This window comes from Hungatella sp. (assembly GCF_046966825.1).
In genome coordinates, this window is record NZ_JBKVCZ010000079.1 from 17,858 (window position 1) to 31,961 (window position 14,104).

The following is a 14,104-nucleotide window of genomic DNA, read 5'->3' on the forward strand; positions in this document are numbered from 1 at the left end:
TATGGAGAAAAGAATTCCGGTACATATGGATGGAAGAAAAGTATACGATATAGTAATGGAGCAATCCTTCAGTCAGCTGGAGGAAGAGCTGCGCGGGATGAATCTGGAGGAACGGAAGATCTGCGTCGTCACGGATTCCAACGTGGCCCCGCTCTACCTTGAGGAGGTAGAACGGATTGCCTCGGCCTGCTGCCGGAAGACAGAGCATTTTATATTTCCGGCAGGAGAGGAGAATAAGAACTTAAATACGGTAAAGGATCTCTATGAGACCCTGATCTTGAAGAAGTTTGACCGCCACGATTATCTGCTGGCCCTGGGAGGCGGCGTGGTAGGAGATTTATGCGGCTTTGCGGCCGCGACGTATTTGAGGGGAATCTCCTTTATTCAGGTTCCCACCACCCTTCTTTCGCAGGTGGATTCCAGCATTGGAGGGAAGACCGGAGTTGATTTTGACGCCTACAAGAACATGGTTGGCGCTTTTCATATGCCGAAGCTGGTCTATACGAATATTTCCACGCTGAAGACCCTTACGGATGAGCAGTTTTCTTCCGGTATGGGAGAGATCATCAAGCATGGCCTGATTAAGGATGCGGCATACTATGAGTGGCTGGGAGAGCATGGGGAGGAGATCGGCCGGAGGGACCTGTCCGTCTGTGAGGAGATGGTCCTGGTCAGCAACCGGATTAAACGCGATGTCGTGGAAATGGATCCGACGGAGCAGGGAGAACGGGCGCTGCTTAATTACGGCCATACGCTGGGCCATGCAATCGAGAAGCTGGCTGATTTTAAGCTGATGCACGGCCACTGTGTGGGACTGGGCTGTATCGCGGCCATGGGAATCTCTGCTGCCAGAGGTACGATGGCGGAGGAGGAACTGCTGCGGTTAAAAGAGATGATGGAGCGTTTCGGCATGCCTCTCACGGTCAGCGGGCTTTCTGCAGATGAGATCATTGAAACGACGAAGAGTGATAAAAAGATGGATTCCGGGACGATCCGCTTTATTCTGCTGGAAGAGGCAGGAAAAGCTTATATTGACAAGACCGTAACGGATGATGAAATGAATGCGGGACTTTCACGCATTTTGGCATAAGGAGACATACATGAAACAGAAAGCAAAACTTGTTACAGGACTTATCATAGGATTTCTGGCGGCAATCGGTCTGGACCAGTGGACGAAGCTGCTGGCGGTCAATCATCTGATGGACCGGCCGGCCTACGTCATATGGGATGGGGTATTCGAATTCCTGTATTCGGAAAACCGCGGCGCGGCCTTCGGGATGCTCCAGGGAAAACAGTGGTTTTTCCTGATTATCGCTGTGATTGTGGTGGCCGCGGCTGTGTACTCCATAAGCCGTATGCCGGCTACGAAGAAGTATCTGCCGCTGCATTTGATCGCCATGTTTCTCTCTGCCGGCGCAGTTGGCAATATGATCGACCGGTTTACGAGGGGCTATGTGGTGGACTTTTTGTATTTCAAGCTGATTGATTTCCCCATCTTCAACGTGGCGGACTGCTATGTGACGGTGTCCATGTTTATCTTTATCCTGCTGTTCCTGTTTCTGTATAAAGAAGAGGATTTGAATTGCCTGTCAGGCCGGAAGGAAAGGGAAGCGGATTGAAACAGCAGTTTACGGTAGGAGAGGACGAGAAAGCCATACGGATTGATAAATACTTATCGGAGCAATGCCCCGATATCTCCAGGTCCTATCTTCAGAAGCTGCTGAAGACAGAGGCGGTCTTTGTGGGCGGAAAGCCGGTTAAGAGCAGCTATAAGACGGCGGCCGGAGACTTGATTGAGCTGGAGATTCCGGAGGCGGTAGAGCCCGAAATCGTTCCGGAAGAGATGGAACTGGATATCCTGTATGAGGACTCCGATATTATTTTAATTAATAAACCGAAGGGGATGGTGGTGCATCCCGCCGCAGGGCATTACAGCGGTACGCTGGTAAACGGGCTGATGGCCCACTGCCGGGCGGATTTATCCGGTATCAACGGCGTGATGAGACCGGGAATCGTTCACCGCATCGACATGGACACGACCGGTGTTCTCATCGTCTGTAAGAACGATATGGCGCACAACTCCATTGCGGAGCAGCTGAAGGTGCACTCCATTACGAGGAAATACTACGCCATTGTCCATGGCGTGATGGGGGACGACGAGGGGACCATAAGCGGGCCCATCGGCCGCCATCCGGTGGACCGAAAAAAGATGTGCATCAATGAGAAGAATGGCCGCGAAGCCGTGACCCATTACCGGGTTTTGGAACGCTTCCGCCAGTTTACGTATGTGGAATGCCGGTTGGAGACGGGACGTACCCATCAGATTCGCGTTCACATGGCGAGTATCGGCCACCCGCTTCTGGGTGACGCGGTATACGGTCCGGCCAAGTGTCCCTATAAGCTTACGGGACAGACACTGCACGCAGGCGTGCTGGGAATCGTGCATCCGAGAACCGGGGAATATATGGAATTTACGGCCCCGCTGCCCGAGTATTTTGAAGAATTATTAAGAAAATTACGTACCACCTAGAACTCTTTCTGGGTGGTATCTTGCTGCTTTAAAGAAACACTTTAAAGAAACTGTTAAAAATATATAAATATATAGATTTTTCTGAAACTTTGATGTATAATAGGCATATAAGATAACTGGAAGGAGCGGTCTATATGAGCGGAAATTTAGTAATTACAATAGGAAGACAATGCGGTAGTTCCGGTAAGATCATCGGACAGAAGTTAGCCGAGGAGATGGGCGTGAAGTGCTACGACAAGGAATTGCTGGCACTGGCAGCCAAGAACAGCGGTTTATGCGAGGAATTATTTGAGACTCATGACGAAAAGCCGACCAACAGCTTTCTGTATTCCCTGGTAATGGATACCTATTCCATGGGATATACGACGTCCGGCTATATGGATATGCCGATTAATCATAAGATATTTCTTGCACAGTTTGATACCATCAAACAGCTGGCAGATCAGGAGTCCTGTGTGATCGTCGGAAGATGCGCCGATTATGCGCTGTCCGATTATCCGAAGGTAGTGTCCGTATTTATTACGGCCAGCGACGAGGACCGCATCGCTTCCCTGAAGAAGCTTTACAATGTGGATGATGCAAAGGCAAAAGACATCATGGTGAAGACCGATAAAAAGCGTGCAAGCTACTATAATTACTACTCCAGCAAGAAGTGGGGCGATACGAGAAGCTACGATCTCTGCATCAACCGGAGCGCGGTAGGCGTTGACGGTGCAGTGAAGATGATTCGTGCATTCGCGGAAACCAAGCAGGAGTGGCTGAATAAGAATACTTAAACTAACCGATGTGGGTCCCGGAAACGGGAGCATCAGGGAATTAAAGACCCGCCGCTCGCGGGAAGAACGGGGAACGGCCGCAGGATCAATCATTGATTCTGCGGCCGTTCTTCGTTCTTATTCCACGGTAACGGATTTTGCCAGGTTTCTCGGCTGGTCCACATCGAGATTCTTGCCGGTGGAGGCGTAGTAGGCGATCAGCTGGAGCACGACCGCGATAGGGAAGACGGTAAAACGGTCCCCGATCTTCGGAATGCGGATATGAATATCGGCGACTCCTCTATCTAAGACGGCGTCCTCCTTGGTGATGAGAATTACGAAGGCGCCGCGGGCCTTGACCTCGCGGATGTTGGAGATGGTCTTGGCGAAGACTTTTTCCTGTGTGGCGATAGCGATGACAGGTACCTCCTCTGTGATCAGAGCGATGGTACCGTGCTTCAGCTCGCCGGCCGCATAGGCTTCCGCGTGAATATAGGAGATTTCCTTCAGCTTCAGCGCGCCTTCCAGGGAAAAGGAGTAATCCAGTCCACGGCCGATGAAAAACGCATCGGGTTTGTTGATTAAATGTGTGACCAGAGCCTTGATGGAATCTTTCTGAGCGATCATGGCCTCCATGGCGGGAATGGCCTCCAACAGCTTCTTCATGAACTCGGTGGCCTGGGGGACGCTGTATTTGCCCCGCACAAGGGCCATACGGCAGCCAATCATATAGAGGGCGGCCAGCTGCACGGAATAGGCTTTCGTGCTGGCTACGGCGATTTCAGGGCCTGCATGGGTATAGAGCGTGTAATCACTCTCCCTTGCGATGGTGGACCCCTTTACATTGACGACGGATAAGGCGGCCGCGCCGTAATTCTTCGCCAGCCGCATGGCGGCCAGCGTATCGATGGTCTCTCCGGACTGAGAGATGATGATGACGAGTGTGTCTTCGCCGATCAGGGGCTCCTCGTAACGGAATTCCGACGCTACCGACACTGTGACCGGGATTCGAAGAAGGGGCTCCATCATGCTCCTGGCTGCCATCCCGGCGTGCATGGCAGTGCCGCAGGCCACGATGTGGATTTGGGAGCAGGAAGTGAACACGTCATCCGGGATCTGATCGTCGGTAAAATCGGGCAGCCCCTTGCTCAGACGGGGGAGTATGGTGTTTCGCAGCGCCTCCGGCTGTTCGTGGATTTCTTTCAGCATGAAATGGGGAAAGCCGTTTTTCATGGCGGCATCCATGTTCCAGTTTACTTCCATCAGTTCCGGCATCTCTTCATGGCGCTGCAGGTTGTAGAGGTGGACCTTATAGGAGGTCAGACGCACGATATGGTCTTCGGGGACGACAAAATACTGTCTTGTATAAGGGATGAGCGCCGTTAAGTCCGAGGCCACGAAGGAGCCTGAACGCGTGTAAGCCGCTACGAGAGGGCTTACGTTCCGGATGGCATAAATCTCTCCCGGGTAGTCTTCGAACATGATACAGAAGCTGTAAGAGCCCTTAATCAGGGCTACAAGCCTGGTGATGGCCTCCAGCGGGTCTCCCTGGTAGAGGCTGTCGAGCACCCAGGCGGCCACCTCGCTGTCTGTCTCAGAATGAAGCTTAGCTTCCAGGTGAAACTGTTCGGTCAGCTGATGGTAATTCTCGATGATCCCGTTGTGGACCAGAGTGACTTTTCCGGCCTGATGGGGATGGGTGTTCTGTGTTGTCACACCGCCGTGGGTCGCCCATCTCGTATGGCCTAAGCCGCAGTGGGAGACGTCTGTGATCCGTTCCATCGTCTCCTTTAAGTTTGCCACCTTGCCGGTCCGGCGGACCAGGCAGATGTGGGAGTTCTCCATGCAAAGCGCGGCTCCGGCGCTGTCATACCCGCGGTATTCCAGCTGGGAAAGTCCGTTTAAAAGTATCTTTTTAGAGTCCAGGGGTCCTGTATAACCAATAATTCCACACATAGTTGTTGATCTCCTCTCAGTTTTTCTGAAAAAAGGCCGCACAAAAAAGAGACTGTCTGTTTCTCGTCTTTGAGAACGGCAGCTTTTTCAGCTTCGGTTTTAATTTTTGTCTGTCAGTCTGTCATTTTAGTCTGTTATGCTGTTTAGTCGTATCAGTCCGGTTCCTGCGCGTTTGTTTTGCGGTTACCCGCATATTTCGTTCAGGATACACGCCCGGATGGCATGGAAGAGCATCCGCCGAATTCTTCGATAAACTCTTCTCCTCGTTAACCTTCAGTACCGGTCTTCACCGTTCACGCTCGTACTTACAGGTGCATGGCGCTTAGCTTTGCTATTGAAATTTATGCCTCCTCATAAATTTAGTCTATTATATCCCGAACAACTTTGTGCGTCAATAGAAGGTTTACAACCATTTTACCAAAACTTTCTTTTTCATTTTACATTGCCCTTATAAAATTAGAGCATACCGGAAAGAAAAGGAAGGAAATATTATGGCGAGTTTATCGTTAGTAAATGTGTGCAAAACCTATAAGAACGGTTTTGAGGCGGTGAAGGATGTGAACCTCGATATCAGGGATAAGGAGTTCCTGATTCTGGTGGGACCGTCGGGGTGCGGGAAGTCGACGACGCTCCGTATGATCGCCGGGCTGGAGGACATTTCCTCCGGTCAGCTCTGGATTGACGGTCAGCTGGTCAACATGCTGGAACCAAAAAACAGAGATTTATCCATGGTGTTTCAGAACTACGCGCTGTACCCTCATATGACGGTGTATCAGAACATGGCCTTCGGGCTGAAGGTGCGGAAGACACCGAAGGAGGAGATCGACAGACGGGTGAGGCAGGCCGCAAAAATCCTGGATATCGCCCATCTGCTGGACAGAAAACCACACGCGCTGTCGGGAGGCCAGAAGCAGAGAGTGGCGATCGGCAGTGTGATTGTAAGGGAGCCGAAGGCTTACCTCATGGATGAACCTCTCTCCAACCTAGACGCGAAGCTGCGGTCGCAGATGAGGGTGGAGCTCTCGAAGCTGCACCGGGAACTGGGCGCTACCGTGATCTATGTGACTCACGATCAGGTGGAGGCCATGACGCTGGGGACGAGGATTGTCGTTATGAGGAGTGGTAAGATTCAGCAGGCTGCCGCCCCCGGGGATTTATATCAGAATCCCGTGAATAAATTCGTGGCTGGTTTTATCGGTTCTCCGGCGATGAATTTTCTGCCGGCGTGGGTGGAACGGCGCGATGAGAGAGTCTGCCTGGAATTTGGCAGCAGCAGACTGTATGTAAACCGTATGTGCGCCTCCCGGCTGATCGAAGGCGGATACCTGGGAAGACGGGTGTATCTGGGAATCAGGCCGGAAGACTTTCATGAGACGGGACCCGGGGAAAATGCGCTTCCACTTGAAGTGGAAATCAGGGAAATGCTGCGGGCCGAACAGCTTCTCTATGGAAACTGCGGACGAAATGAGCTCTGCGTCCGTACGAAACCGGATTTCAAAGCGGAACCGGGAAACACGGTGACGGTCTTTGTCGACATGGATCGCATTAAGCTGTTTGACATGGAGACAGAAGAAAATATTACATTTCATAGGGGAGTTCGTCCTGTGAAATGAAAGCCCTACGGGGTATGCGCACTACGCGCTGAGGAAATATGGCCGCTAAAGCGACCGCGCTCCGGCGCGCGAGTCCGGCAAAACGGACTCTTTATTCTATCTGTAAGGAGTGAGTATTCCAATGAAAGTGAAAGCAATGGTAAAAAAGGCCGGCCCATACGCCTATCTCGTCCCGGCCCTGGCGGTTTTCGCGGTTTTCCTGTTCTATCCCTTTTTCAAGACCATCTATTTAAGCCTCTATAAAACGAACAAAATGGGGCAGGCCAGGCTCTTTGTGGGAGCCGGAAACTATAAGGACTTATTAACGTCCTCCTCATTTTTAAACAGCCTCGTGGTAACGGGTGTGTTCGTGGCGATTGTGGTCTCTGTAAGCATGCTGCTGGGACTCTTTACGGCCCTGCTGTGCAATAAGACATTTCCGGGAATCCGGGTCTTCAGCACAGCCTATGCGCTTCCTATGGCGATCGCCTCCAGTTCGGCAGCCATGATCTTCAAAATTATGCTTCACCCGTCCATCGGCATTGTAAACAAGCTGACGGGACTTGATATCAACTGGATCAGTGATCCGAAATATGCGCTTCTCTGTGTGGCTCTTGTGACCGCATGGTTGAACAGCGGGATCAATTTCCTGTATTTCAGTGCGGGATTCAGCAATATCGATGAATCGATCTACGAAAGGGCGTCCGTGGATGGCGCCGGCGCGTGGGCCAAATTCTTTCATCTGACACTGCCGGGACTCAGTCCCATTCTGTTTTATACGCTGGTGGTCAATATCATTCAGGCCTTTCAGTCCTTTGGCCAGGTCAAGGTCCTGACACAGGGCGGGCCGGGAGAATCCACCAACTTAATCGTATATTCGATCTACCGGGATGCGTTCTTTAACTACCGGTTCGGAGGCGCGGCGGCGCAGTCGGTTCTTTTGTTCGGCATCATTATGATTCTCACGCTGTGCATGTTCCGGCTGGAGAAGAAGGGGGTAAACTACTGATGGATTCTACCATAACTGCAGAGAGAAACAAAATGAGCGAGGCGGAGATCGCCAGACTCTACCAGGAGGCCAATCAGAAGGCCCTGATCAAAAGAAGAGTGGAACGGACCGCGCTGGCAGCTGTCAACATCGTGGCGGCTTTTGTGATCCTGCTGCCGCTTTTCTACGCCGTGAGCATCGCTTTTATGCCCTCCAGTGAGCTTTTTACCACGGAACTCAATCTGTTTCCGTCGAGTCCTACCATGGATAATTTTAAGGAGGCCATGAGAAAAATTCCGCTGGGACGGTTTATTCTCAACTCGTTTATCGTGGCTGGCGCCATCACCTTCGGGCAGATCATATCCTGCTCTCTGGCGGCATTTTCCTTCTCTTTTTTAGACTTTAAAGGCAAAAATGTCCTGTTCATGATTGTCATGGCGACGATGATGATACCGGGCGAGGCCACCATCATATCCAATTACTTAACCGTCAGCCGTCTCAAATGGCTGGACAGCTATCAGGTGCTGATTATCCCGTACCTGACATCGGCCATGGGGATCTTCCTGTTTCGTCAGTTTTATATGACGTTTCCCATTTCACTGTATGAATCGGCGAAGATCGACGGATGCTCGAATATGAAATTCATCTTCCGGATTCTGATTCCGCTTACGAAGGCGGCGATCGGAGCTATGGCGGTCTATACCTTTATCAACGCCTGGAACATGTATATGTGGCCGCTGCTGGTTACCGGCTCTGATTCCATGCGGACCGTGCAGATCGGAATCGGAATGCTGGACAGTGTGGATTCCCAGTCCATATCCATGATGATTGCCGGCGTGGTGATGATCATTATACCGTCCATTTCGGTATTTTTGATCGGACAGAAACAATTGATCCATGGAATGTTTTCGGGCGCCGTCAAAGGCTAGGTCCGGCGGTATTAGCAGACCGGCGCCGAGTGAGGCGCACGGCAATCCCGATGCAGATAAAATAAGAAAGAAAATTCTGGAGGAATAAGCATGAAGAGAAATGCAATTGCTGCCTGCATGGCCCTTATGGTGGCCGCAGGAAGCGTGACAGGCTGCAGCAGCCAGACAGGAACGAAAGAAAGTGATACGACGGCACAGGATACGACTGCGGGAACAGAGGCGGTGAAGAGCAGCGCGGCAGAGAATAAGGCGGATGGTGTAACCATCACCTTCTGGCATTCCATGGGCGGCGTGAACGGTGAGGCGATCAATACTCTGGTGGAGCAGTTTAATAAGGAGAACACAGACAAAATCACCGTGGAAGCCCAGTATCAGGGCAGCTATGACGATGCGATCAACAAGCTTAAGAGCGCCCAGATCGGCAGTATGGGGGCCGACCTCGTTCAGATCTATGACATTGGCACCCGGTTCATGATCGATTCCGGCTGGGTGATCCCCATGCAGGATTTGATCGACGGGGAAGGATGGGACTTAAGCCAGGTAGAACCGAACATCGCGGCCTACTATACGGTGGATGACGTCCTTTACTCCATGCCGTTTAATTCCTCTACTCCAATTCTCTATTATAACAAGGACATGTTTGAGAAGGCGGGAATCACGGAGATACCGGACAGCCTGCCGAAGATTGCGGCTGTGGGAGACGGGCTTCTCGAAAAGGGAGGTGCCGGAGAGGTGATTTCCCTGGGAATTTACGGCTGGTTCTTTGAACAGTTTACTTCCAAACAGGGCGCGGACTATGCGGACAACGGCAACGGAAGAACCGCGGCGGCAACGGCAGTCGATTTTGACAAAAACGGCGCGGGCGTTAAGACGCTTACCGCATGGAAGGCTTTGGCAGACCAGGGGTATGCGCCTAATGTGGGACGCGGAGGAGATGCCGGACTGGCCGATTTCAGCGCAGGAAAGGCGGCTATGACGCTTGGATCTACCGCTTCGTTAAAACAGATCTTAAATGACGTAAACGGCAAATTTGAAGTGGGCACCGCTTATTTCCCGAAGGTGAGCGACGAGGACCAGGGCGGCGTGTCGATCGGCGGCGGTTCCCTTTGGGCGCTGAACAACGAAGATCCGGCGAGACAGAACGCGGTCTGGCAGTTCGTGAAATTCCTCGTTTCTCCGGCCAGCCAGGCTTACTGGAATTCCCAGACCGGTTACTTCCCGGTAACCGTGGCTGCACATGAGGAGACGGTATTCCAGGAGAATATTGCGAAGTATCCCCAGTTTGAGACGGCGATCGACCAGCTTCATGATTCCACACCGCAGTCAGCGGGGGCGCTCTTAAGCATTTTCCCAGAGGCGAGACAGATCGTGGAGACAGAAATTGAAAATATGTTAAACAACGGCACTTCCCCGGAAGATACGGTGGCAAAGATGGCCGATAGCATCAATAAATCCATTGAGGATTACAATCTCTTGAACGAGTAAAGAAAAGGAGTACGGGACGATGAAAACGAAGGTTTGGGCACACAGAGGGGCGTCGGCCTATGCGCCGGAAAATACGCTGGAGGCATTTGAACTGGCGGTCAGCCAGGGCGCGGATGGAGTGGAGCTGGATATCCAGATGACGAAGGACGGCTCTCTGGCCGTAATACATGACGAGACCATCGACCGGATCTGCGACGGCAGCGGCTGTGTGGCAGATTTTACGATGAAGGAGTTAAAGAAGTTCCGATGCAGCAGGCTGTACCCGGAGTTTGCGGATGCGGGGATTCCGGAGCTGGGAGAGGTGCTTTCCCTTATCAAACCTTCGAAGCTGACCGTAAATATCGAACTGAAGACGGGGATCGTCCGTTATAAGGGGATCGAAGAGGCGGCCGTTAAGCTGGTAAAGGAGATGGGAATGGAGGACCGGGTGATCTATTCGTCCTTCCACCATCCCAGCCTCTTAAAGGTGAAACGGCTGGACCCGGATGCCAAAACAGGACTTCTGTATTCGGACGGCTGGATCCATGTGGCTTCCTACGGGAAGAAGCTGGGAGTGGATGCGCTCCATCCGGCACTCTACCACCTGCGTTCCGGGAAGCTTCTCAAGGAAGCAAAGGAGAAGAAACTGCCGCTCCACGTGTGGACTGTGAACGAGGAAGGGGCCATGAGGGTCCATGCGGAGCAGAAGATTGCCGCCCTGATCACCAACTACCCGGATGTGGCGCTGCGTGTGGTGCGCGAGATGAGCCGATACTGAATCTTAATAAACAATTAATTCTTTTTCTCTGTTTTTTGACGGGACAATATGGTATATTCTTACTTTAGAAACGATAACAGGAAGATGAAAACCGATGAAACGAAACAGAACCGTCAGAAACCAGACTATATCCGCCATTTTTATGGCTCTTGTGGGAACCGCGATTCATGCGGGGGCCCAGTCTTATCTTTCATCCTATGATATACCAGAAAATAAACCGGCGCGGCCTGTGGTCTCCAGACCGCCTGTCGTGCCGGAGGAAACAAAGCCGGTGGAAACTGTGCCGGAGACGGAGGCGGAAGAAGTATTTTCGCCTTCTCTTGCTGTGCTCAATCTGGCTTATCTCTATCCGGAGGACGCAGACCGCACGGATGCGCAGAACAGTCTGGCGGGGCAGATCCTCCGTGAATTATCTGTAAAAGACTCGGAATGGCTGGCCTCCATCTATGATTTATCCAACCGGAAGCCGGCAGAAGCCGCTGCAAAGCTGGGACTTCCCGCGGACCGTGTGCGGGGACTCTGCAATCCGCTTGATGAATCGCAGACAGAAGACAATCCTGACAGCTGGCTGCTCTCCGAGTGGTCGCGCATCGACATGGTCTTTACTGATGAAAATGGAAACAGAATTATGGCTGATTCCAATATCAAGGAAATCATGGCCATGGCAAATACATACTTTTATTACACGGATCCTGAGGACAGCGATGCCTTTCTGAATTACGTGCTGAATCTCTGGGACAAGTCTCACTCGATTCATTATTCCATCGGAGAGGTGTATTACTGTGACGGCTGTCTGGAGGATGCGTCCGGTGATACGGAAGCCTCTGAGGCAGCAGGAACCGCCGGTTCGGGAGAGAACCCGGAGAATGCCTCTGGAGACGGTCTGACGGGCTCTGGGGAGACAGAGAGCGGAGCGGACGGGACTGCGGCTGCCTCCGATGCAGATCATATACAGGCGACGCCGGAACCGGCGGAGATTGGGCCGGGAGTGCCGTCCGCTTCAGAGACAACGGTTTATGGAGCGGAAGACGGGACAGGGAGTGAAATGGCGGAAGGAGCAGCAGAAGCCGGGGAACAGGAGAACAAAGCGGAGATTGGCCCTGGAATTGCACTGATGGAAGCGTCTAAAGCCGCTGAGACAGAAACGGCAGAGGAAACGAATAAGGAGGAGGAAACGGACAAGGAAGAGAAAATGCCTCTGACGAAGTGTCCGGGGCATGTGGACCTTCATATTACTGCGACTGTTACAGGCGCCTCTTCATCGGAAAAATCGCTGTTCTCCATAGCGGAGGGAGTGGCAGCCGCCGAACCGAAAGCTGGTTTTCCCGGCTGGACCGAGGAACATAAAAACGCGGTACGGGAACTGGCCGCCCAGGACTGGAAGACTGCCTATGGACTGACGGTTTCGTCCACCTATATTTCGAATCCGCTTTCGCAGTCTGAGATGGAATACTACTTAAGCCTTCTTCCTGCGGACATCTCTCTGGAACGAAGGCGCCTGATCCGCTACGCCCTGTCTTCTGTGGGAAAAGTCCCGTACTACTGGGGCGGAAAGCCATCGGCGCCGGATTACGATGGGAATCATTTCGGCTCCCTGACGGCTGCCGATGAGAAGGGCCGTACGATGAAGGGACTGGACTGCTCGGGATGGATCAGCTGGGTATACTGGTCGGCGCTGGGAAAGAGGCTTCAGGCGGAGAGCACCGACGGACTGGCCGGCTGCGGCACCGCTGTGGCGAGAGAGGACTTAAAACCGGGAGATATTATTGTCAGGCTGGGCGACGAGGGGCATGTCGTCATGTTCCTGTCCTGGGAATCGGAGGATCGGATGAAGGTGGTGCACGAGTCCAGCGGAAGCGTAAATAATGTGACCATCAGCACCATGCAGGCCAGCTGGCCTTATTATAGAAAGCTGATTGACTGAGAAATGTAAGAGAAAAGCAAGAAACAGTAAGATTGTTTCTGGTAGAATAAGTAAGGTTTGCCAAAGTAAATCACAGGAAAGGACTGAATAACCTGTTATGGATTATGAGGATGAATTAGACCGTATGCGTGCACAGAAGAGGCGCAGCAGCGGTGCAAAAAGAAAGGTGGACAACTTAAGCGGCCGTGCGTATTATGAGAACGGCAACGGTAGAAACCCAAGAGTGGAATATGCGGGACGCCCGGATGTACACCAGAAACTGCGGGAGGAACGGATCCGCAAGAAGAAAAAGAAGAAACGGCTGCTGATGATCGAACTGGCCGTTTTGGCCATATTGGCAGTGAGCGCATTTTTGATTTTTGGAAAGGGAACGAATCAGAAGGGATATTGGACAATTGCAATATTCGGTGTGGATTCCCGCGATGGAAAACTGGAAAAAGGCGCCCTGTCCGACGTTGAGATGATCTGCAACATTGATAAGGCCACGGGGGAGATCAAGCTTGTATCCGTATTCCGTGATACATATTTAAAAATTAACAGCGAAGGAACGTATCATAAGATCAATGAGGCCTACTTTAAGGGCGGCCATAAGCAGGCAGTAGAGGCGCTGAACGAAAACCTGGATTTAAAGATCGATGATTACGCCACATTTAACTGGAAGGCGGTGGCAGAGGCCATCAATATCCTGGGCGGCGTGGATATTGAGATTACAGATGCGGAATTTTCTTATATAAACGGTTTTATCACTGAGACGGTTAATTCCACTGGGATCGGTTCCTACCAGCTGAAGAGCGCGGGAATGAATCATCTGGACGGAGTGCAGGCGGTGGCGTATGCCAGACTGCGTCTGATGGATACCGATTTTAACAGAACGGAACGCCAGAGAAAGGTTGTGACCCTGGCGCTGGAAAAGGCAAAACAGGCCGATTTTGGTACGTTAAAGACACTGGTATCCACGGTATTCCCTCAGATTTCAACGAGCATTGGGATCGATGATTTATTCACGATTGCCAAGGGGATTACAAAGTACCATATAGGCGAGACAGCCGGTTTCCCATTTTCAAGGACAACCATGAGAATCGGGAAAATGGACTGCGTAATTGCGACGACACTGGAGAGCAACGTCATTCAGCTTCATCAGTTCCTGTATAATGTACAATAATATTTTTATAATTTTTAAATTCATTA

General features: G+C 51.8%; 11 protein-coding genes and 1 pseudogene. 11 read left to right on the forward strand and 1 reads right to left on the reverse strand.

What is annotated here, in order from left to right; genetic code table 11:
• The first annotated feature begins 1 nt into the window (after position 1).
• The 4 genes from aroB (at position 2) to ACLTD4_RS21400 (ending at position 3,306) form a co-directional block, all read left to right on the forward strand.
• Positions 2 to 1,090 carry a 3-dehydroquinate synthase gene (gene aroB, locus ACLTD4_RS21385; RefSeq protein WP_117620672.1) on the forward strand — a complete coding sequence of 363 codons (1,089 nt, stop codon included), beginning with the start codon at positions 2 to 4 and terminating at the stop codon, positions 1,088 to 1,090.
• A gap of 10 nt (positions 1,091 to 1,100) precedes the next feature.
• The gene (lspA, locus tag ACLTD4_RS21390) at positions 1,101 to 1,619 is read left to right on the forward strand and encodes a signal peptidase II (protein ID WP_002604025.1); all 519 of its coding nucleotides are present in this window, start codon (positions 1,101 to 1,103) and stop codon (positions 1,617 to 1,619) included.
• Positions 1,616 to 2,530 (forward strand): RluA family pseudouridine synthase, encoded by a 915-nt coding sequence (locus ACLTD4_RS21395; protein WP_055653131.1) that lies wholly within the window; start codon positions 1,616 to 1,618, stop codon positions 2,528 to 2,530. Before lspA ends, ACLTD4_RS21395 begins: the two co-directional genes overlap by 4 nt.
• 134 nt (positions 2,531 to 2,664) lie before the next feature.
• Positions 2,665 to 3,306, forward strand: coding sequence for an AAA family ATPase (locus ACLTD4_RS21400; protein WP_117620673.1), 642 nt, complete (start codon positions 2,665 to 2,667; stop codon positions 3,304 to 3,306).
• Between the two features lie 117 nt (positions 3,307 to 3,423).
• Here ACLTD4_RS21400 and glmS read toward each other — a convergent pair whose 3' ends face one another.
• Positions 3,424 to 5,241 (reverse strand): glutamine--fructose-6-phosphate transaminase (isomerizing), encoded by a 1,818-nt coding sequence (glmS, locus tag ACLTD4_RS21405; protein ID WP_002604028.1) that lies wholly within the window; start codon positions 5,239 to 5,241, stop codon positions 3,424 to 3,426.
• A gap of 491 nt (positions 5,242 to 5,732) precedes the next feature.
• Between glmS and ACLTD4_RS21410 the strand changes: the two genes are divergently transcribed.
• The 7 genes and pseudogenes from ACLTD4_RS21410 to ACLTD4_RS21440 form a co-directional block, all read left to right on the forward strand.
• A complete protein-coding gene (locus tag ACLTD4_RS21410) occupies positions 5,733 to 6,854 on the forward strand; it encodes an ABC transporter ATP-binding protein (RefSeq protein ID WP_412331545.1) in 1,122 nt (373 codons plus the stop codon).
• A gap of 121 nt (positions 6,855 to 6,975) precedes the next feature.
• On the forward strand, positions 6,976 to 7,842 hold the full coding sequence (locus tag ACLTD4_RS21415) for a carbohydrate ABC transporter permease (RefSeq protein ID WP_117620674.1): 867 nt from the start codon (positions 6,976 to 6,978) through the stop codon (positions 7,840 to 7,842).
• 32 nt (positions 7,843 to 7,874) lie between these two features.
• On the forward strand, positions 7,875 to 8,750 hold the full coding sequence (locus ACLTD4_RS21420; protein WP_412331547.1) for a carbohydrate ABC transporter permease: 876 nt from the start codon (positions 7,875 to 7,877) through the stop codon (positions 8,748 to 8,750).
• A 90-nt stretch (positions 8,751 to 8,840) separates the two neighbouring features.
• The gene (locus tag ACLTD4_RS21425; RefSeq protein ID WP_117620676.1) at positions 8,841 to 10,235 is read left to right on the forward strand and encodes an ABC transporter substrate-binding protein; all 1,395 of its coding nucleotides are present in this window, start codon (positions 8,841 to 8,843) and stop codon (positions 10,233 to 10,235) included.
• Between the two features lie 19 nt (positions 10,236 to 10,254).
• The gene (locus ACLTD4_RS21430) at positions 10,255 to 10,992 is read left to right on the forward strand and encodes a glycerophosphodiester phosphodiesterase (protein WP_412331546.1); all 738 of its coding nucleotides are present in this window, start codon (positions 10,255 to 10,257) and stop codon (positions 10,990 to 10,992) included.
• 94 nt (positions 10,993 to 11,086) lie between these two features.
• Complete coding sequence (locus ACLTD4_RS21435; RefSeq protein ID WP_117620678.1) at positions 11,087 to 12,916, forward strand: NlpC/P60 family protein; 1,830 nt, start codon at positions 11,087 to 11,089, stop codon at positions 12,914 to 12,916.
• 97 nt (positions 12,917 to 13,013) lie between these two features.
• Positions 13,014 to 14,066: pseudogene (locus ACLTD4_RS21440) on the forward strand (LCP family protein); the annotation flags it as partial.
• Between the last annotated feature and the right edge of the window lie 38 nt (positions 14,067 to 14,104).

Coding starts and splice junctions, on each gene's coding strand:
- aroB (WP_117620672.1), top strand. CDS start 2: ATGGAGAAAAGAATTCCGGTACATATGGATGGAAGAAAAGTATACGAT.
- ACLTD4_RS21430 (WP_412331546.1), top strand. CDS start 10,255: ATGAAAACGAAGGTTTGGGCACACAGAGGGGCGTCGGCCTATGCGCCG.
- ACLTD4_RS21415 (WP_117620674.1), top strand. CDS start 6,976: ATGAAAGTGAAAGCAATGGTAAAAAAGGCCGGCCCATACGCCTATCTC.
- lspA (WP_002604025.1), top strand. CDS start 1,101: ATGAAACAGAAAGCAAAACTTGTTACAGGACTTATCATAGGATTTCTG.
- ACLTD4_RS21400 (WP_117620673.1), top strand. CDS start 2,665: ATGAGCGGAAATTTAGTAATTACAATAGGAAGACAATGCGGTAGTTCC.
- ACLTD4_RS21420 (WP_412331547.1), top strand. CDS start 7,875: ATGAGCGAGGCGGAGATCGCCAGACTCTACCAGGAGGCCAATCAGAAG.
- ACLTD4_RS21435 (WP_117620678.1), top strand. CDS start 11,087: ATGAAACGAAACAGAACCGTCAGAAACCAGACTATATCCGCCATTTTT.
- glmS (WP_002604028.1), bottom strand. CDS start 5,241: ATGTGTGGAATTATTGGTTATACAGGACCCCTGGACTCTAAAAAGATA.
- ACLTD4_RS21410 (WP_412331545.1), top strand. CDS start 5,733: ATGGCGAGTTTATCGTTAGTAAATGTGTGCAAAACCTATAAGAACGGT.
- ACLTD4_RS21425 (WP_117620676.1), top strand. CDS start 8,841: ATGAAGAGAAATGCAATTGCTGCCTGCATGGCCCTTATGGTGGCCGCA.